Source organism: Parabacteroides goldsteinii (assembly GCF_020091425.1).
GTDB lineage: Bacteria > Bacteroidota > Bacteroidia > Bacteroidales > Tannerellaceae > Parabacteroides > Parabacteroides goldsteinii.
The window spans coordinates 385,686-405,685 of sequence record NZ_CP081906.1 but is presented as its reverse complement, the minus strand read 5'-3'; the positions used below and the strand labels follow the sequence as shown (position 1 = coordinate 405,685).

The following is a 20,000-nucleotide window of genomic DNA, read 5'->3' as shown; positions in this document are numbered from 1 at the left end:
CACCTGTTAAATCCGAAAGTATTTGTTTATAAGTATCGGTATCGGCCATCCTAAGAGGAAGCACAGCTTCCTTGGAAAGGCCTAAGCGGGTGAACGTCCGCGGAGGTGAAAGACGGAACGGTTAAGAAAATCCGTTGTCTGAGCGCAGCGAGTTTCGGATTTTCGAGTGGAGTCTTTCACCGGAGCAGTGAAGCCGGTTGAGCCTTGAACTTTTGGTTACTTTTCTTTCAAGAGAAAAGTAACATTCAAATTTGATAATAACCGAATCTCCCTATAACAAGAATCCCCTTGGCATGTTTGAAGTGCCAAGGGGATTCTTATTCCTATTATATCAATAAATATATACTGACTTACCGGCTTATCAACTCGATCCGTGCACTCTTGACACCCGGGGAGGATGCTTCAAAGTAAATCGTTCCCGGTGTTTCTTCCGTTTGTACGATGGCTGTCAGCTGGCCGCTGAACAGTTTCATCTGCGGAGCCTGGAAGGATTCGAGGCTGGCGGGGTTACCGTTGGCTGCCGCCTTGTAGGTTCCGTTGCCACGTACGTTGAACTTGATCTGGTTGGTGGCATCCGGACAAAGATTTCCGTTCTTGTCGACCACTCTTACGTTGATGAAAGAGAGGTCTTTGCCATCGGCCGTCAGGTTGGTACGGTCGGCAGACAGTTCGATATGATGGGGCTTGCCGGCTGTGTGTACTTCCTCTTCGGCTACGGCGTTGCCATCCTTATCATAGGCTACCACTTTCAATGTTCCCGGCTCGTATTTAGTATCCATCCACATCAGACGGTAACGTTTCTGACGTTCGAAACTCTTCTGAGCAGCTTCGGTATAGCTGCTGTCGATACCGATACTCAGGTCTTTCGTACGTTTGCCTTGGCTCTTTCCGTTGATGAACAGTTCGGCAGAAGGATAATTGGTATACACGAATACCGGAGTGACTTCGCCTTCGCGTCCCGGCCAGGTCCAGTGAGGCAGGATATGCAATGTCTTTTCCGCTTTGTTCCAATGACTGCGGTACAGATAGTAACGGTCCTTTGGAATACCGGCCAAGTCGATGATACCGAACAGGGAGCTGTGGCTCGGCCAGTTGGTATAATACGGCGTCGGTTCACCCAGATAGTCGAAACCGGTCCATACGAACTCACCGATACAGTAAGGCAGGTCTTCATGCTGGATAAAGTCGTCTTCCGGCAGGTTTGACCAGCCGCAATGTTCTACATCGTAAGAAGAGCTCTGATGATCGTCGTAGACTGCCATCGCCTTACGTTCAACCGGGAACTTATAAACACCGCGTGAACTTACCGTAGAAGCAGTCTCGCTTCCCAGGATGATTTCCTGCGGCAGTTTCTTATAATTAATCTGATATTTAAACGGACGGTAGTTGAAACCGGCCACTTCCATAACAGCGGCAAAGTTATTATTCACAACAGCATCCGGGGCATCCATGCCCTGGGTAACGGGACGTGTCGGGTCTTCGCGGTGACAGATGTCCTGAAGGAAACGGGCAATCTTGGCGTCACCTTCGATCCACTGGTTGGGCACTTCGTTACCGATACACCACATAACGATACTCGGGTTGTTACGGAAGTTATGAAGCAGGTTCACCATATCTTTTTCCGCCCATTCGTCGAAGAAAAGGTTGTAGCCGTTCTTACATTTGGCCACGTTCCATTCGTCGAAACTTTCAGCCATCAGCATCATACCCATTTCGTCGCAGGCCTTCACCAGGTCGGGAGCCGGCATATTATGGGAAGTACGGATCGCATTACAACCCATATCTTTCAGGATACGGATCTGGCGACGGATAGCCGCATCATTGACGGCAGCACCCAACGGACCCAGGTCATGATGGTTACATACGCCTTTAAAGACAGTCTTTTCGCCGTTCAGGAAGAACCCTTTTCCCGGAATGATTTCGATGGAACGGATACCGAAAGGTGTCGTATATTCATCTTTCAACTCTGTCCCGTTTTTGTACAGGCGGCTTTCAGCCACATACAGGGCGGGCATATCCGGCGACCAGAGGGTCGGGGTGTGAACAATGAATTCCTGGTCGACCGTACCATTATTATATATGATATCGTTCAGCGGGAGCATTGTTTCAACCAGCATTTGTCCGTTCGGGTTACGCAGGCTGGTTTTCACGGCATATTGTTTCGGATCGGCACCTTCAGGAAGGTTAACCTTTGTGTTGACATTCACTTTGGCAAACTCTTTCTTAACGATAGGTGTTGTAACAAAAGTCCCCCATATCGGAATATGGGCATCTTCCGTAACAATCACATGTACATTTCGGTACAAGCCGGCACCCGGATACCAGCGGGAGGACTCCGGCAGGTTTTCCAGACGGACAGCCAGCGTGTTCTTCTGTCCCGGTTTCAAGTACTTCGTAATGTCAAAATGGAATGAGTTATAGCCATAAGGCCAGTAACCAACCTCTTCGCCATTGATATAGACTTTAGCGTGGCTCATCGCCCCGTCAAACAGGATTGAAGCTTTTTTCCCTTCAGCGAACTGAGGTACTTCAAACTCGGTACGGTACCAGCCCACACCCACGAAAGGCAGACCGCCCGTACGGCCGGCATGTTCCATCGCCTCCTTTTGGCCGTCTTGCGAAATAGCCACTTCCTGCTTATCGTTCTGGGAACTGAACGGACCGTATATCGCCCAATCGTGCGGAACCGTCACCGATTGCCATTTACTGTCGTCGAAAGCGGGTTTGATAAAGTCGGGGTTATCCTCACGGGTGAACTTCCAGTTTTTCTCCAGAAGGAATTCACAGCGTACTTGTTGTGCCGAAAGTTTAGTCAGCCAACCGAATAACGCGACTAAAATAACAAAATTGAATCTTTTCATGCGCATTTTAAATGTGTTTGTAGTTCTTAGCGCAACAAAAATAACTAAATTTGCGACTTTATCAAACTAAATCTACAATAACAAGTTACAGAATATGTTGATTCAATTAGCCTTCGTTTTAGTTGCAATAATTATCGGAGCCCGTTTAGGTGGTATTGGTTTAGGCGTACTGGGTGGCCTGGGACTGGCAGTACTGACTTTTGTCTTCGGCCTCGAACCAACGTCCCCCCCTATCGACGTGATGTTAATGATCGTAGCGGTCATTGCAGCAGCCAGTTGTATGCAGGCTGCCGGAGGGTTGGACCTGATGGTGAAATGGGCGGAAAAGCTGCTTCGTAAAAATCCTTCCAAGATTACAATATTAAGTCCGCTGGTTACCTATCTCTTTACCTTTATTGCAGGAACCGGACATGTGGCTTATTCTGTTTTACCGGTTATTGCCGAGGTGGCGACCGAAACGAAGATACGCCCGGAGCGCCCGTTGGGTATCGCCGTAATTGCCTCACAGCAAGCGATTACAGCCAGTCCGATCTCTGCAGCGACCGTCGCTCTGTTAAGTATGTTGACCGGACAAGGATTCAATGTCAGCCTGTTCGATATCCTGATGATCTCAGTACCCTGCACATTGGCAGGTGTTCTGGCGGGAGCATTCTATTCCCTGCATGTCGGCAAGGAACTGGAAGATGATCCTGAATTTAAAAGACGTATCGCCGAAGGGGAATTCACAACTCAGAAATATGTACTGAAAGATGTCAAAAACCAGAAAGCGGCCGGCTGGTCGGTCATTATCTTTATCCTGGCGACAATCGGGATTATCCTGTTCGGTTCCATCGAAAGCATCCGTCCGGTATTCAACGGCCAGTCGTTGTCGATGGCTTACATTATCGAAATACTGATGTTATCGGCGGCTGCCATCATTTTGCTGGCTACCCGGACAGACGGGATCAAGGCGGTGCAGGGATCGGTTTTCTCTGCCGGCATGCAGGCGGTTGTCGCGATCTTCGGTATTGCCTGGATGGGCGACACGTTTATCGGTGGGAATATGGCTGAACTGAAAGGTTCTATCGAGCAGATCGTTACGGCTATGCCCTGGTTATTCGGGATTGCCCTCTTCCTGATGTCTATCCTGTTATTCAGCCAGGCGGCAACCGTACGTGCTCTGCTTCCTTTAGGCTTAGCGCTGGGGATCTCTCCGTATATGCTGATCGCCCTCTTCCCTGCCGTGAACGGATACTTTTTCATCCCGAATTATCCGACAGTCGTGGCTGCGATCAATTTCGACCGTACGGGAACTACGCATATTGGTAAATATATCTTAAATCATTCTTTTATGGTTCCCGGACTGATCGCGACCGGTGTTTCTGTATTGCTTGGTTTACTTCTTATCCAACTGTTTTAAGGGCGGCCAGCAGGCTTCCCGTCAGAAAAAAAGAGATTCTAACTACCTCATTCTTATCGTTTTTTTAAAGAAAAGGCTTATCTTTATCTCGAATTTATAGAAAACAGGTGTATATGAAATGGTAGACCTGTTATTATTTTAGTAAGGATTTTATATTATTGATTAAGCTGTAATACACGAAAAAAGAGTCAGAGGCTCAGAGGTATATGATGGTAGTGGAAAACTTTATCTTGCCGGATCTTTTAGAAAGCATGCGCATTTCAACATCTTCTTCTCAGGAAAACACCCGGAATTTCCTGACAGATTATTCTATTGTGTATGCAGTATCCGGTACGTTATGTTTGAAAAACAGCGATTCCAAACAAATCATTGAAGAAGGAGAATTAGCCCTTATCCCACCGGGAGCATACGTTTTTTCCAAATCTTCCAATGATCAGAATCATTCCGGATTTACCTTCTTCTTCAACCAATGGACAGCACAGTGCATTCTCAAACTCCCGGAAGTGATCAGCGCCTTGAGTCTGTACCAACCGCCTGTTACCAGACAAAAAGTATATATCATCCCCCGGCAAAAGGTCTTCCGGAACTTTTTCAACGCCGTCCAGCTATACCATAACCTGGAGAAAAAGCTGAAAAAGGAAATGCTCCCGGTCAAGTTTACCGAGCTTATCTATCTGTTACTGAATAGTCCTCATAGAGACGTTGTTTTATCTTTTCTCTCCGAGGCTACCGGTAATATGCCGGAGAAACGGTAAAGATATACCCCTGGGAAAAATTGACAAAAATATAAGTTATATTGCCATTCCGTTAGTCACCGAAGGAATGTAATTTTGCATTGTCAATTAAAACAATGAATATATGAAACCGATAGAACTAACAAAGACTGAATTCATTCAAAAAATAGGTAACGTCGAAGCTGCCCCGAAAGACTGGAAATATGTAGGAGACAAACCTTGTATCGTAGATTTCCAGGCTCCCTGGTGCGGTTACTGTAAACGTCTCGACCCGATACTGGAAGAGTTCGCCCAAACATATGAAGGACGATTGGATATTTATAAAGTGAATGTAGACAAAGAAGAAGATCTCGAAACGCTCTTTAATATCCGCACCATCCCTACCCTTCTTATCTGTAAAACGGACGGGACCAAAGAACTCATGCTGGGAACTATGCCCAAACACGAGTTGAAGAAGATCATCGAAGAGAAAATTCTGTAAAAAACCCCTATAACAGTTTATTTACGAACTGTAATATGGAAACATCCTTGCTTGCGTTCGTGCTTTATATAACAACGGTCTGCTCTTTTCAGGTCACGAAGCACTGACGCAAGTACCATTTTCAAGCGGTCGTTGTCGATATTCAGGGTATCTTTCTCATTGATCTTGGTATAACGCACCCAGGAAACGTCAAAGGTTGTACCATAACGGTGAGCCGAGTTCATGGAAGCATTGTAATTGCGTTTGCCCAGTTTCTTCACATCATCTACCGTACGGGTAACGCTGGTTACTTTTATTTTATAGAGAGATGCATTCAGATTATAAAGGGAGTCCTGAAAATTACGGCCGATATCTTCCAGTAAGGTTGCCGCTTCCGGAATCAGATAAGGGATAGAGTGTTTCAGTTCTTCCACTTCATAATAATCGCCGGTTTTGATCTCCTGCATCTTTTTGGAAGCATGTTCGGCATCTTCACGGTTACTGATGGGTTCTATCCCGATCTTTTGGGCGACAGCCAGCTGGACGTCATTCAAATCGTTAAAATCGCGATTATAACTTCCGTTATACCAGATGGTTTTCAACTCACCACGTTTTTCTTTACAGGAAGGGAACACACTGGTCGACACCAGTACAAAAAACAATATAATTGCATTAACAGCTATTTTCATCCTTTTCAATTTTACGGAGGACAAAAATAAGAAAATTACAATACTTTGTTGTATGAAGATCAAAAAGAATTACCTATTTTTGTGGTCAACACAATTAATTAATAAGAATATGAGTACTTTAGAACTAAAACTTTCACTGATCGAACAACTCACCAAAATCGACGATGAGCAGTTGCTGAACAAGATCAAAAAGCTGATCAGTCAGCATACAGAAAAGAAGACGGAGAGATATCCGGCACAAATGACGGTTGAGGAACTGAAAGAGGTGCTGAAAAAATCTATCGAAGAATCCAAACAAGGCTTGGGAATGACTACAGAAGAATTACGCAAAAGACATCCATTATGCAAATAAAACTAAAGTGGTTACCACGAGCCATCGCCTTACTTGACGACATTTACGAATATTACAGCGAGAAAAGTGAAAGATCTGCAATCCGCATATATAATAAGCTACTTGATTCTGCTGAACCTTTGAAGACATTTCCCTATGCCGGAATTTCCGAACCTTTATTGGAAGAATTTCCTCAGAATTTCCGCTCCCTGGTTGTCGAAAAACACTTCAAGCTGATTTACACCATCAGTCCAACCCTGATCGAGATACACGCCATATGGGATTGCAGGCAGGATAACTGGCGGCTAAAAGAAATGTTCCATCGGTAATATCAAAAAAAGACAGGAATATATTCATGAGATAAAGAATATTGCTAATTTTGCGTACCTAAATCAAAGGGAATAAAAACATAAAAAATAAGACAAGGAAAAGAACGGATGATAGAACGTATTTATATTCTTGAAAGTGTAGACCCGGTTATTTTTTACGGAGTGAATAATGCGAACATGCAGCTGATTAAAACACTGTTTCCCAAGCTTCGCATCGTTGCCCGCGGAAATGTGATGAAAGTAATCGGAGACGAAGACGAATCCGAACTGTTCCTTAAGAAGATCCGTGAAGTAGAAAAATACTGCGAGGAATTTAACTCCCTGAGCGAAGATGTCATCCTCGACATTATCAAAGGAAAAACTCCGACAGTCGTCAAACAGGAAAACCTGATTATCCACGGAATGAACGGGAAGGCAATCGTTGCCCGTACCGAAAATCAACAAATACTCGTAAAAGCTTTTGAAGAAAACGACCTGGTCTTTGCTACCGGCCCTGCCGGAACAGGTAAGACATTCGTTGCAATAGCTCTTGCAGTGAAAGCGTTAAAGAATAAGGAAATAAGAAAGATTATCCTGAGCCGTCCCGCTGTAGAGGCCGGCGAAAAGCTGGGATTCCTTCCGGGAGAAATGAAAGATAAGCTCGATCCGTACCTGCAACCTCTGTACGATGCATTGCAGGATATGATTCCGGGAGCAAAACTCAAAGAATACATGGAAAATAACGTGATTCAGATCGCCCCGCTGGCTTTTATGCGCGGACGTACGCTGAACGATGCCGTTATTATCCTCGATGAAGCACAAAACACAACGACGCACCAGATCAAAATGTTCCTCACCCGTTTGGGTATGAACGCTAAAATGATCATTACCGGCGACGTGACACAGATCGACCTTCCCCCTACCGCGACCTCCGGCCTTGTGCAGGCGATGCAGATACTGAAAGGTGTCAAAGGAATAGGCAAGGTGGAATTCGACAAGAAAGACATCGTTCGTCATAAGCTGGTACAGCGAATCGTTGAAGCATACGATAAATTCGATGAGAAAAAGAAAGCGGAAACCGCTGCAAAGAAAATAGAAAAGAACAACAAACTATCAGATAAATAATCAAAAATAAATTGGTCATGAAGAAGGCGTTAGTTAGAACAGATTACAATTTTCCGGGACAAAAAAGTGTCTATCATGGTAAAGTACGCGATGTGTACAATATCAATGACGAAGTATTGGTGATGGTCGCAACCGACCGTATTTCAGCTTTCGACGTAGTATTGCCGGAAGGTATTCCTTACAAAGGCCAGATGTTGAACCAGATTGCAGCCAAATTCCTTGACGCGACCACCGACATTTGCCCGAACTGGAAATTAGCTTCACCCGACCCAATGGTTACCGTTGGTGTACAGTGCGAAGGTTTCCCTGTTGAAATGATCGTACGCGGTTACCTTTGCGGTAGTGCATGGCGTGCTTACAAAAGCGGTGTACGCGAAATCTGTGGTGTGAAACTGCCGGAAGGAATGCGCGAAAACCAGCGTTTCCCCGAACCGATCATCACTCCGACAACTAAAGCTGCTATCGGAGCTCACGACGAAGACATCTCCAAAGAAGAAATCCTGAAACAGGGACTTGTTTCTGAAGCAGACTACGCCGTTCTTGAAAAATATACCATGGAGTTGTTCAAACGTGGTACGGAAATCGCTGCACAACGCGGCCTGATCCTGGTAGATACAAAATATGAATTCGGTCACCGCGATGGAAAGATCTACCTGATCGACGAAATCCATACGCCCGACTCTTCACGCTATTTCTACTCGGAAGGGTATGAAGACCGTTTCGCCAAAGGTGAACCGCAGAAACAGCTGTCTAAAGAATTCGTTCGCGAATGGTTGATGGACAACGGTTTCCAGGGCAAAGCCGGACAGCAGGTTCCGGAAATGACTCCGGCTATCGTTGAAGGTATCAGCGAACGTTACATCGAACTGTTCGAACATATCACCGGCGAGAAATTTGAAAAAGGCGACACAGACAATCTGTTGGCCCGCATCGAAAAGAATGTAACCGATTATCTGAACAATAAATAAGCATATATGAAGTACGGTTCGGAACAGATTTTACCTTACAACCAGGAGGAACAGAAGGGCACGCAAGTCAAACGCATGTTCGACTCTATTGCAGGCACTTACGATCTACTGAACCATACGCTCTCGTTCGGTATCGATAAAATATGGCGCAGGAAAGGCATTGCTTTCCTGCGTCCTTTTTCTCCGCAATCCATACTGGATATTGCCACCGGAACGGGCGACCTGGCCATTTCCATGCACCGGAAACTGAAAGCCAACCGGATCATCGGGGCCGATATTTCAGAAGGCATGATGCAGGTCGGACGCGAAAAGGTAGCGAAAGCCGGTTTATCGGAGTATATATCGTTCGAACAACAGGACTGTACGGCACTCACTTATCCGGACAATTCATTCGATGCCGTTACCGCCGCATTCGGAGTACGTAACTTTGAAAATATCGAACAAGGTATTGCCGAGATGTTCCGGGTACTCAAACCCGGCGGCCATCTCATGATTCTGGAACTTTCCACACCGGAACATTTCCCGATGAAACAGCTCTACCCTATTTATTCAAAAACGATCATTCCATTTATTGGCCGGTTATTTTCAAAAGAGAAAGCCGCTTACAGCTATCTTCCGGAATCCATCAAAGTCGTTCCTCAAGGTAAGGTCATGGAAGAATTGCTTGCCCGCCAGGGATTTGCCCAGGCGAAAGCACGCACCTTCACCTTTGGAATTTGTTCATTATACACAGGTTGTAAGGATGGTTCGCGAACCACCCCTACGAAATAAACAAATACTAGAAAAGGTTATGCAGAAATATGGTTTATTGGGATACCCACTCGGACATTCGTTTTCCAAAACTTATTTCAACCAGAAGTTTGAAGCGGAAAAAATAGATGCCCAATATGTGAATTTCGAGATTCCGAATATCAAGGAAATTAAAAATGTACTGAAAGAGAATCCCGAATTGAATGGTCTGAATGTAACGATTCCTTACAAAGAACAGGTCATTCCTTATCTGGACGAACTGGATGAAGACGCCCGCCTGATCGGAGCCGTGAACGTTATCAAATTCACAAAAGGCCTTTTCGGTAAAAAACTGAAAGGATACAACTCTGATATCATTGGCTTCAAACAGTCTATCGATCCTTTATTAAATGAAACACATCGGAAGGCATTGATCCTGGGGACAGGCGGTGCCTCCAAAGCCGTATTCCAGGGACTAAAGCAACTGGGTGTCGGAGCAACCCTGGTTTCACGCAAACCGAAGGAATTTTGTATTACCTATGACGAAATCACTCCGAAAACAATGGAGCAATACACCGTCATCGTCAATACGACCCCATTGGGAATGTTCCCCAATGTCAACAGTTGTCCGGATATTCCATACGATTTGCTCACCCCAAATCATCTGTTATATGATTTGTTGTATAACCCGGATGAAACGCTCTTCATGAAAAAAGGAAAAGAAAAAGGGGCTGTCGTTAAGAACGGACTCGAAATGTTGCTGCTTCAGGCTTTTGCGGCCTGGGAGATCTGGCAAAAATAACCCAACTCCTCTGCCCGGCATTTTCTCACGAGTGAGAAAACAAGCCGAAGCCATTTTCGGACTTTCCTACTGCTTTTCCGTCATATATTTCCAGAAACGAACCGGCAAATGTTGCCGGTGCAGTTTCGGATTGATTCTTTCTTTTATCGCGATCGTTTTAAAATATTCTTTCCACATCTGTTGGAAAAGTTTTTCGTTTTCATCCATCAGCTCCTCACTCAGAAAACCGGAAAGCAGATGTGCCTCCTTCTGTTCAAAGCGAACTTCGATCGTTTCCTTCAGATCATAATAATATCCGTATTCACGGCGCATGTCGTAGATCAGCCATTTCTGGTCACCGAAACGGTCGTTCAGATAAGGAAGTACAAGCGGTAATACATTATATATAGGTTCGACAGCCGAGAAATAGGTACCATCCACCGCCTTCTGGAAACGAAGAAACTGCATGATACGAAGACGCTCATTACTCACCTTCTTCCATATTTTGGACATCTGCAATACATCAGGATCGCCGAAATTCACCTCGATAGACTTGGAATAGTCGATCGCCTTACGGATATAGCGGAATAAAAGCATGTCGATCTCCGGCAGCTCCGACAACCAGGAGACTGTCAGTCCGGAAAGGGACAGTTTGGATATTTTCTTTTCAAGGCCTTTCCAGACACGGTCGGCTTTTTGCTTGTCGGAACAGATTGTCACCGTCTCCTCACAGAACAAAGGCAACGGTTCCCCTTCGGCCAGCAACACATCAGGAAACGACTTCCGGACGTAAGCGTCGAAGACGGCAGTCAGTAATCCCTCGAAAGTTTTGTCATATATAAAAGCAATCATCTTGTTTAGTCCCGGAATTGAAATGTTAGTTGCCGGTCGTCAAATTGTTTTCCCTTCTTTTGAATCAGGATGTGGCGCACATTCTCCGGCATCAGTTCGTTAACCGTCCGCATCGCCAGTTCATGACAGGTAATGAAATATTGCGCTTTCTTCATCACGACCCCAATCTTCTTCAATTGCTCCGACCCAAGACGGGAGTAACGGCGGGAAACGATGATCATTTTCGCCGATTTCACCCCGATACCGGGAACGCGCAGAAGCAACTCGTAATCAGCTTTGTTGATATCGACCGGAAACATATGCGGATTTCGCAACGCCCACGATAATTTCGGATCGACCTCCAGATCGAGTTCCGGATAAGCATCGTTCACGATCTCATCCACTTTAAATTCATAAAAGCGCAACAACCAATCGGCCTGATACAAACGGTTCTCCCGCACCAGAGGCGGCTGTTTCAATGCCGGCAGCCGGTTATCATAATCGTTCACAGGAATGAAACCGGAATAATAAACACGTTTCATCGTCGGACGCTGATACAGGGCCGACGACAGGCGGAGAATATCCTTGTCCGTATCGGCAGTCGCCCCGACAATCATCTGCGTACTTTGTCCGGCGGGAGCAAACCTCGGAGCATGACGGAAACGCTTCCGTTCCTCTGCACTCTGTAATACCCCCTGCTGGATATAACGCATCGGGGCAAAGACGCTTTTAAAGTCTTTTTCCGGTGCAAGCACCTGCAAACTTTTTTCGTTGGGAATCTCGATATTCACACTCAGGCGGTCGGCATACAAACCGGCTTCGTTCACCAATTCCTGGCTGGCACCGGGAATGCTTTTCATATGGATATACCCGTTGAAACGATGAACCAGACGCAGATCTTTTATCACGCGCACCAACCGTTCCATCGTATAATCCGGACTGCGTACCACGCCTGAACTGAGGAAAAGCCCTTCTATATAATTACGCCGGTAAAACTCGATCGTCAGATTGACCAGTTCCGTTACCGAAAGCGTAGCCCGCGGCAAATCATTGCTCCGGCGGTTAATACAGTAGGCACAATCATACATGCAATTGTTGGTCAGCATAATCTTCAACAAAGAAATACACCGTCCGTCCTCCGCAAAACTATGGCAAATACCCCAGCCAGCCGCACTGCCTATCATTCCTTTCTTTCCGGAACGGGATGTGCCGCTTGACGCGCAGGATACATCATATTTAGCTGATTCTGCTAATACTTTCAGTTTTTCAAGTACATTTTCATTCATATTTCACGGGGATATACCACACAAAAATAAGGAATTAAAAACTATCTTTGCGATAAAATAGAGTGAAATGTTCTTAGATAATATTCCCGTACATAACCTGGATGAAAGTGATTTCTTCGTCGCCGAACGCATCGAAAACTGCGCACCATTGAATTTCCGGGGATCACACTGTCACAACTTTTACGAACTTTTATTTTTCATGGAAACCGGGCCGGAGGAAAGTCACAGCATCGACTTCACCGAGCATCCGCTGCAATCCAACCAGATTTTCCTGATCCGTCCGGGACAGGTACACACCATGAAACTGAAAGAACAAAAAGGTTTTCTGTTTGCCATCAATCGCGATTATTTCGAACGGCTCTGCCTGCATATCGAGAGTTATGCCGATTATTCATTCCCGGACATTCTCACCCTTCCCGGTAGCGAAGCTCCTGCCGTCCGCCGGATAGCAGACCTGATTTATGCCGAACACGAAGGGTTGCACCGCAAAAGCCTGCTAAATTCTTATATGCATGCCTTTATCACCCACTTATTACTGCTACATACCGACACCCCGGGCAACCAGGACATCCGCGTCAACAGAGTGCTTTCCCTGATCGACACCCATTTTATCAGTGAACGCACAACCGACTTTTATGCCCGCGAAGTAAACCTCAGTAACAAACGGATGAACGAACTGACAAAAAAAGCCGTCGGTCACACAGTTAAACAACTGATCGACCAACGGCTGTTATTGGAAGCCAAACGCATGATAAGCCATGGCGCTTCGAGTTTCAAAGAAATAGCGTTCGATCTCGGATTCAGCGAAGCATCTTATTTCACCCGTTTTTTCAAGGAACAAAGCGGATACACGCCCAAGCAATTCCGGTCGCTGCTAAAGAAAGACCTGTCATGAACGGACCTTAATCACCGCCAGGCGACGACGCGTATCGACAAACAGCAGCACAAAAGAAGTCAACCCGCAAACAAATAATCCGCACATCATCGGTACAACCGAATCATTTTGTAAGAAACTGACTACTGCCGAAAGAACACCGGTAAAGAACAATTGCAAAAATCCCATCAATGCCGAAGCAGATCCGCTGTCTTCCTTAAAATAAGCCAAACCGAGCGATGTCGTAGCCGGTAACAATAATCCGATCGGGATCAGATTCAGAAATACCAGTACCAACAAAGGAATAACAGAGGTCGAAGCAAAAGCTGTAACAATCAGCAATGTCCCGATCAACAGTTGCACAGCCAGCGTATATCGTACCAGCTTCTTCAACGTCATATATTTCAGCATAAAATTAATAATATAAGTCCCGAACATCAATCCCAACGAATTGATCGCAAAAATGATTGCAAACGTATCACCCGACATACCCCCCTTCTCCATAATCAGAAAAGGTGCATTAGACACATAGACCATCAAACCTCCATAAGCCATACAACCAATAATAGTGTAAACCATGAACGGCCATACTTTCATCACCCTGACATATCCTTTTACCATCTCTTTCACCGAAGGCTTCTTCGCATTCATCTCTCCGGATAATGCCGCCGGTTTACTTTTCGGAAGAAACAACCAGGTCAGCAGAATAGTAAAGGCTCCTAACAGGGCCATTGTATTAAACACCCCGTGCCAATGCCACTGTTTCAATAACAAATTCCCGATAGTCGGCGCAATAACCGGTGCAATTCCGGAAATGATCACCAACAGGGAGAATACCTTCGTCCGCTGTTCATTTACAAACAAATCATTCACAGCAGCACGTCCTACCACCACTCCGGCACAACCGCCAAAGGCTTGCAGAAAGCGGATTACCCACAGTTGTTCGATCGAAGTCACATAGATGGAAGCAAACGAACTGATCGTATACAAAGCCGTAGCTGCCAAGATCGGATTCTTCCGTCCGTAATAATCAGAAAGCGTCCCCCAGAACAGTTGTCCGATAGCAAAACCTGCCAGAAAGATGGATAAGGATATTTGTACTTCACTCAAAGAAACTTGCAGGCTTTCAGCAATATCTGTAAAAGCAGGGAGATAAAGATCTATGCTCAAAGGTTCCAGAGCCGCTAATAAAGAAAGGACCAGAACCACGATTCCCATTTTTCTATTCATCACATTATTCCTATTAAAATTACCGCAGCAAAAGTACTTCCTTCTTTCCGGCCGCCTTTTACATTAATTGCACATTTACTGGTATAAACAGGAACTTCAGGATATTTCTTTTTGAATGTGGTAATTAGGAAGGAAACATGTACATTTGTACGTTTTTTAATTTACATCTTCAAGAATGAACGACTTACTTATTTTCAATCATATAGAAATGATACTGGCAGGCACGACTGCCGGTCTATTCATCATCCAGCTCTTATATTATCTTGTCACTTATGCCCGCCCGTTGAGACAGGCTAAAAGAAGACAAATGCAACTGGGACAGGCAAAGCCTGCCGTTTCCGTGATTGTCTATGCCAAGAACGAATCGGAGAATCTAAAGAAACACCTTCCGGCTTTGTTGAACCAGGACTATCCGGAATACGAAATCGTTGTTGTCAACGACGGTTCCACCGATGAGAGTGACGAAGTTTTAAAAACATTCAAGAACGAATATGATCATCTTTATCACACCTATATCCCGGAAGACGTAAAATACCTGAGCCGTAAAAAACTGGCACTCACTGTCGGTATCAAAGCCGCCAAACACGACATCCTCCTTTTTACGGAAGCCAATTGCGAACCTATGGGTAAAAACTGGATATCAGCCATGGCACGCAACTATACCTCCAGTACAAACATCATTTTAGGCTTTTGTGCATATGGGCATCACAAAGGATTTTTCCATAAGCTGGTCGCTTATGATAACCTGATAACCGGATTGCAATATATCTCGTCCGCCCTCACCGGAAATCCCTATACCGGCAACGGCCGTAACCTCTCATACCGGAAATATTTATTCTTTGCCCATAAAGGGTATTACAAATCGCTCAGCCTGCATGCCGGCGATGACGATTTATTTATCAACGAATCTGCAACTGATCAGAATACCTGGGTGGAATATTCTCCGGAAAGCATCACGGAAATGGCAAAGATAGACCGTTTCAGCATGTGGAAAGAGATGAAAGTATCACGTGCCGCCACCCAACGTTATTATAAAGGCTGGAACCTGACCTTTTTCAGGATGGAAAGCCTGAGTTATTTACTTTTCTTTATCGCGGTAATCACCAGTATCGTCATGGGTATTTTAGGCAACTGGCTGATATCCATACTGGCAGGATTATTATACATCATACGCTTTTCAACCAAAGCGACAATCCTGCACAAATCAGCCAAACTCCTGCAACAGAAACCTGTAACCGGCTGGCTGTTCTTCCTGGAACTGCTGCTGCCCCTGTTCAATCTATACGTAAGAATTTACAGGATATTCAGAGGAAAAAACGATTATACATTCCGCCTGGGAAATAAATGAATTGAAAATTACTCAAATCGTATGCTCTTGGCAGGATCGATCTTCGTGATAAGGTAAGACGGACCGAGCATCATCAGCATCGATGCGCATAAAGTCCCGATATTCAGGAGAATCAAGGAGACTATACTTAAATCAATAGGCACCGCATCCAGATAATAGATGGAAGGATCCAGTTTTATTATACGAAAATGAGACTGGATCAAACAAATAGCGATACCAACCACATTCCCCCAAAGCATCCCCTTCCCGATCAGGAAGAAAGAAATATAAAGAAATATCTTGCGGATACTGACATTGTTCTCACCCAACGCTTTCAGGATACCGATCATATTCGTCCGCTCCAGAATAATAATAAGCAAACCGGAAATCATGGTAAACCCTGCAACCGCAAAGATCAGGATAAGAATAACTACCACATTCACATCCAGCACATCGAGCCAGTTAAATATCATAGGATTCATCTCCTTTATCGAACGGGTAAAATAGGTATTCCCATGACGGTCCTGTTTCTCCACCAGATTGAAATACAGGTCTTCCGCAATCTGGTCCAGCTTATCGTAATCATCTACAAGCAATTCCAGTCCACTGACCTCATCCTTCTCCCAACCGTTCAACCGGCGGATCTGCTTAATGTCAGCCAAAACAAATAGCTTGTCATAATCCATAAAGCCGGTCTCGTAAATCCCTACGATATTGAATTTACGGGCACGAACATCTTCCTGCACAAAATAAGTCAGAATACTGTCGCCCAGCTTCAAACCCAGCAAGTCGGATAAATATCTGGAAATGATTACATCAGTCGAAGTCTTTTTGGGGTCTATCGTCAGCAACTCACCTTCTTTCAGGTTGTTCCGGAAAAAACTCCAGTCATAATCCGTATCGATCCCTTTCAATACGACACCCTGAAAATCACTATCCGTTTTCAAAATGCCCATTTTAGTGGCATATCCTTCTATATGCTTAATACCAGGAAACTCCCGGAGTGCCTGAAGCAAAGAATCGCTCACCGCAATCGGCGTCGTTTCATACGAACTGTTATTATCAAAATTGGTGATCTGAATGTGAGAACCAAAACCAATCACCTTATTACGAACCTCTTTCTTAAAACCAATCACAATAGCGACCGAAAGAATCATCACCGCCAACCCTAGCGCTACACCGACTATGGCAATACGAACAGCAGGAGGAGTAACCTGACGATTCCCCTCCTTACTGAAATGAATTTTTCGTGCTATAAATAGTTCTAAGTTCAATTCGATTCAGTTGATTAAATGACTCTTCCCGGATAAACCTCCAACGCCTTTGCCAGGACCACCAGTGCTTTTGCTAAATCTTCCTTTTTCAGGACATACGCAATACGCACTTCATTTTTCCCCAAACCGGGTGTTGTATAGAAACCGGATGCCGGAGCCATCATAACCGTCTGTCCTTCATATTCGAACTCGTCCAGACACCAGGCACAGAACTTATCGGCATCATCCACCGGCAATTTGGCAACCGTATAGAAGGCCCCCATAGGGATCGGAGAATAACAACCCGGAATACGGTTCAACCCGTCAATCAGGAATTTACGGCGTTCCACATATTCGTTGTAGACATCCAGCATATAATCTTCAGGCGTATCCAGTGAAGCCTCAGCAATGATCTGTCCGACCAAAGGAGGACTCAGACGTGCCTGACACCATTTTATAACATTTTCCTTCACCATCTGGTTCTTCGTAATCAGCGCACCGATACGGATACCGCATTCGCTGTAACGTTTGGAAACCGAATCCACCAGTACCACATTATTCTCGATACCTTTCAAATGGAATGCCGAGATATAAGGAGCCCCCGTATAACAGAATTCACGATATACCTCATCCGAGAACAGGAACAGATCATATTTCTTTACGATATCACGAATCTGATCCATTTCCTTCTGTGTGTACAGATAACCGGTCGGATTATTCGGGTTACAGATCAGGATCGCTTTGGTACGCGGAGTGATCAGCTCTTCAAACCGTTCCACCGAAGGAAGAGCAAAGCCTTCATCGATAGTAGACGGAACTGTTTTGATCACAGCTCCACAGGAAATGGCAAACGCCATATAGTTTGCATACGCAGGTTCGGGAACAATAATTTCATCCCCCGGATCCAGACAAGCCATAAACGAAAAGAATACAGCTTCCGAGCCTCCGGTAGTGATGATTATATCTTCAACATCGACATTGATATTGAATTTCGCATAGTATTTAACCAATTTCTCACGGAAACTACGAATTCCCTCACTCGGAGAATATTCCAATACTTTACGGTCAATACGGCGCATAGCCTCCATCGCGACCTCGGGAGTAGGTAAATCCGGTTGACCGATATTCAGATGGTACACCTTGGTACCCTTTGCTTTAGCCTTGTTGGCTAGCGGAACGAGTTTTCTAATGGGGGAAGCCGGCATATTGACACCCCGCTGTGAGATATTAGGCATTACTTTTTCTATATGTTAGTTTAAAGTTCGGCAAAGATAGGAAATAATTGAAAATTGAAAGTTGAAAATTGAAAATTAATATCGGTTTGCAGTTAATCTCCCCATTTAATTTTCAATTTTAAATTATTAATTTTCAATTCCTCAGATTCCCGGACGAGGCGAATCCTTGCTCGCATGCATAGTAGAAATAAAAGCGTTCGGATCGATCTCCTTAATTTCATCTTTCAGGCGCGGCATATCCTTACGTTCGGCAATGGTAAAGATGATCTCTTTTTCCTTTCCTTCATACATGCCCCGTCCGTGGAGGAAAGTACCCCGCATCCCCATCTTTCCGACAATCAGGTCTTTTATCTCCTGTGTCTTCTTCGATACGATAAAGACGGCACGATTCGGATTCTCCGTCTGGAACATTTCAACAACCTTTCCATACACGAAAATAGCGAACCAGGAATACAATGGAACCGCCCAGTCCTGGAATACGATCAAGCCTAACATCACGATCGCAGAATCCAGTATTATAATCATATTACTTACTTTCAAATTGGAATTATTGGCAATAACACGGGCCAACACATCTGTTCCCGCACTGGTACTTTGCGCCTTAAACACACAAGTCACACCGATACCCAATACCGCCCCTCCATAGAAACAAGCGATAAACGTATCATTTTCCACCAGCGGTTCCGTTCCGCAAAAATAGGATAATGTGTCCGTAAAGACGGAAATAAGCACAAATGTCACGATCGTTTTCGGTCCTGAAGCAAGACCGATCTTTTTCATTGCCAGCAACAACAATGGAACGTTAAAACATAAGGCAGTAGCACCCATCGGCAAACCGTCCGGAAAAATGGAGAAAACACCTTTCGTCACATAATGCAAAACGATGGAAATACCATAAACACCCCCCGGTACAATTTTAAAGGGAGCCAGGAAAAGTACATAACTCAATGCCTGCAAAAAAGCCCCAACCACAATCAGAGAATAATCGACTGCATTACTCTTCAATGTAGCATTAGAAGGAAAACCAAGTTGTTTCATAATTTAGATTCAATCATTATTTGTTTTCAATGCCGCAAAGATAGATAAAAAAAGAAGAGACTACACAAACAAATTGCGTAATCTCTTCCACCTGTTTTCAACAATCGCGATCCGGGGAACAAATCCCCCTCACCTTTTATATTAAAGGTTCAGTGCACGATTATTATTATTTGTCACATTCAACAATGTTACATATTTGCGATACTGATCGGGCGTCAGAACCTTTTTCATCAACTTCAGATTTCCATAAACAGCCTGATGCATCTTTTTTTGTTGCTGGCTTTCGCTGGCACGAAGACTTTCACGTTGTTTATCCAGGAAAAATTCATTTATATTTGCTACTTCACCCGTCTGAGACGGGGTTAATTGTAAATAATAACTCAGTTTCTCAAAGTTAATAGCAAACGGTTCTTTACTCACATTGTTCCGGCTCTCGCGTGCAAAACCTACCGTTGCACATAATAAAATGGCTGCTACAGCCATACCTAAACGTCTCATAATACCTAAACATTAAATTAATAAACCTAAACATGGAGGCCGC

20 protein-coding genes are annotated in these 20,000 nt (G+C 44.7%); 11 read left to right on the top strand and 9 right to left on the bottom strand.

The genetic code is table 11. The annotated features are described in order from the left end of the window. Nucleotides 1–350: 350 nt before the first annotated feature. Nucleotides 351–2,861, bottom strand: coding sequence for a beta-galactosidase GalB (gene galB / locus K6V26_RS02575; RefSeq protein ID WP_224264525.1), 2,511 nt, complete (start codon nt 2,859–2,861; stop codon nt 351–353). A 94-nt stretch (nt 2,862–2,955) separates the two neighbouring features. Between galB and K6V26_RS02570 the strand changes: the two genes are divergently transcribed. The 3 genes from K6V26_RS02570 to K6V26_RS02560 all read left to right on the top strand — a co-directional run bounded on the left by K6V26_RS02570 (nt 2,956) and on the right by K6V26_RS02560 (nt 5,475). Next, nucleotides 2,956–4,260, top strand: coding sequence for an anaerobic C4-dicarboxylate transporter family protein (locus K6V26_RS02570; RefSeq protein WP_224264524.1), 1,305 nt, complete (start codon nt 2,956–2,958; stop codon nt 4,258–4,260). Between the two features lie 206 nt (nt 4,261–4,466). Beyond that, complete coding sequence (locus tag K6V26_RS02565) at nt 4,467–5,015, top strand: hypothetical protein (protein ID WP_224264523.1); 549 nt, start codon at nt 4,467–4,469, stop codon at nt 5,013–5,015. Between the two features lie 103 nt (nt 5,016–5,118). Then, a complete protein-coding gene (locus tag K6V26_RS02560; protein WP_010800274.1) occupies nt 5,119–5,475 on the top strand; it encodes a thioredoxin family protein in 357 nt (118 codons plus the stop codon). 17 nt (nt 5,476–5,492) lie between these two features. On the opposite strand, the gene K6V26_RS02555 is transcribed toward K6V26_RS02560, so the two are convergent. Continuing rightward, the gene (locus K6V26_RS02555; RefSeq protein ID WP_007653656.1) at nt 5,493–6,143 is read right to left on the bottom strand and encodes a DUF5715 family protein; all 651 of its coding nucleotides are present in this window, start codon (nt 6,141–6,143) and stop codon (nt 5,493–5,495) included. A gap of 109 nt (nt 6,144–6,252) precedes the next feature. Here K6V26_RS02555 and K6V26_RS02550 point away from each other — a divergent pair, with 109 nt between their 5' ends. The 6 genes from K6V26_RS02550 to K6V26_RS02525 all read left to right on the top strand — a co-directional run bounded on the left by K6V26_RS02550 (nt 6,253) and on the right by K6V26_RS02525 (nt 10,406). Then, nucleotides 6,253–6,495 carry a hypothetical protein gene (locus K6V26_RS02550; RefSeq protein ID WP_010800275.1) on the top strand — a complete coding sequence of 81 codons (243 nt, stop codon included), beginning with the start codon at nt 6,253–6,255 and terminating at the stop codon, nt 6,493–6,495. Beyond that, entirely contained in the window at nt 6,486–6,803 is a 318-nt protein-coding gene (locus K6V26_RS02545; protein ID WP_046147804.1) for a type II toxin-antitoxin system RelE/ParE family toxin, read from the top strand. The genes K6V26_RS02550 and K6V26_RS02545 overlap by 10 nt, the downstream gene beginning before the upstream one ends. 108 nt (nt 6,804–6,911) lie before the next feature. Then, nucleotides 6,912–7,907, top strand: a complete 996-nt coding sequence (locus tag K6V26_RS02540; protein ID WP_007653659.1) for a PhoH family protein — start codon at nt 6,912–6,914, stop codon at nt 7,905–7,907. Between the two features lie 17 nt (nt 7,908–7,924). Further along, the gene (locus tag K6V26_RS02535) at nt 7,925–8,875 is read left to right on the top strand and encodes a phosphoribosylaminoimidazolesuccinocarboxamide synthase (RefSeq protein WP_010800277.1); all 951 of its coding nucleotides are present in this window, start codon (nt 7,925–7,927) and stop codon (nt 8,873–8,875) included. 6 nt (nt 8,876–8,881) lie between these two features. Beyond that, nucleotides 8,882–9,646 (top strand): bifunctional demethylmenaquinone methyltransferase/2-methoxy-6-polyprenyl-1,4-benzoquinol methylase UbiE, encoded by a 765-nt coding sequence (gene ubiE / locus K6V26_RS02530; RefSeq protein ID WP_010800278.1) that lies wholly within the window; start codon nt 8,882–8,884, stop codon nt 9,644–9,646. Nucleotides 9,647–9,665: 19 nt separating this feature from the next. Further along, nucleotides 9,666–10,406, top strand: coding sequence for a shikimate dehydrogenase family protein (locus K6V26_RS02525; RefSeq protein ID WP_007653662.1), 741 nt, complete (start codon nt 9,666–9,668; stop codon nt 10,404–10,406). Between the two features lie 66 nt (nt 10,407–10,472). Here the strand turns inward: K6V26_RS02525 and K6V26_RS02520 are convergent, their stop codons facing one another. Next, nucleotides 10,473–11,237 carry a TIGR03915 family putative DNA repair protein gene (locus K6V26_RS02520; protein WP_007653663.1) on the bottom strand — a complete coding sequence of 255 codons (765 nt, stop codon included), beginning with the start codon at nt 11,235–11,237 and terminating at the stop codon, nt 10,473–10,475. A gap of 5 nt (nt 11,238–11,242) precedes the next feature. Beyond that, nucleotides 11,243–12,502, bottom strand: a complete 1,260-nt coding sequence (locus tag K6V26_RS02515; protein ID WP_224264522.1) for a putative DNA modification/repair radical SAM protein — start codon at nt 12,500–12,502, stop codon at nt 11,243–11,245. A gap of 67 nt (nt 12,503–12,569) precedes the next feature. On the opposite strand from K6V26_RS02515, the gene K6V26_RS02510 reads away from it, so the two are divergent. Then, nucleotides 12,570–13,397, top strand: coding sequence for a helix-turn-helix domain-containing protein (locus K6V26_RS02510; protein ID WP_224264521.1), 828 nt, complete (start codon nt 12,570–12,572; stop codon nt 13,395–13,397). Here the strand turns inward: K6V26_RS02510 and K6V26_RS02505 are convergent. After that, nucleotides 13,392–14,606, bottom strand: coding sequence for a multidrug effflux MFS transporter (locus K6V26_RS02505; RefSeq protein ID WP_122328455.1), 1,215 nt, complete (start codon nt 14,604–14,606; stop codon nt 13,392–13,394). The genes K6V26_RS02510 and K6V26_RS02505 overlap by 6 nt on opposite strands. 175 nt (nt 14,607–14,781) lie before the next feature. Here K6V26_RS02505 and K6V26_RS02500 point away from each other — a divergent pair, with 175 nt between their 5' ends. Then, the gene (locus K6V26_RS02500) at nt 14,782–15,954 is read left to right on the top strand and encodes a glycosyltransferase (protein ID WP_224264520.1); all 1,173 of its coding nucleotides are present in this window, start codon (nt 14,782–14,784) and stop codon (nt 15,952–15,954) included. Between the two features lie 8 nt (nt 15,955–15,962). On the opposite strand, the gene K6V26_RS02495 is transcribed toward K6V26_RS02500, so the two are convergent. The 4 genes from K6V26_RS02495 to K6V26_RS02480 form a co-directional block, all read right to left on the bottom strand. Next, entirely contained in the window at nt 15,963–17,207 is a 1,245-nt protein-coding gene (locus tag K6V26_RS02495; protein WP_129697962.1) for an ABC transporter permease, read from the bottom strand. Between the two features lie 14 nt (nt 17,208–17,221). Beyond that, complete coding sequence (locus K6V26_RS02490) at nt 17,222–18,421, bottom strand: pyridoxal phosphate-dependent aminotransferase (RefSeq protein WP_224264519.1); 1,200 nt, start codon at nt 18,419–18,421, stop codon at nt 17,222–17,224. Nucleotides 18,422–18,562: 141 nt separating this feature from the next. Then, a complete protein-coding gene (locus K6V26_RS02485) occupies nt 18,563–19,459 on the bottom strand; it encodes a YitT family protein (protein ID WP_224264518.1) in 897 nt (298 codons plus the stop codon). Nucleotides 19,460–19,600: 141 nt separating this feature from the next. Continuing rightward, nucleotides 19,601–19,957 carry a hypothetical protein gene (locus K6V26_RS02480; protein ID WP_224264517.1) on the bottom strand — a complete coding sequence of 119 codons (357 nt, stop codon included), beginning with the start codon at nt 19,955–19,957 and terminating at the stop codon, nt 19,601–19,603. Between the last annotated feature and the right edge of the window lie 43 nt (nt 19,958–20,000).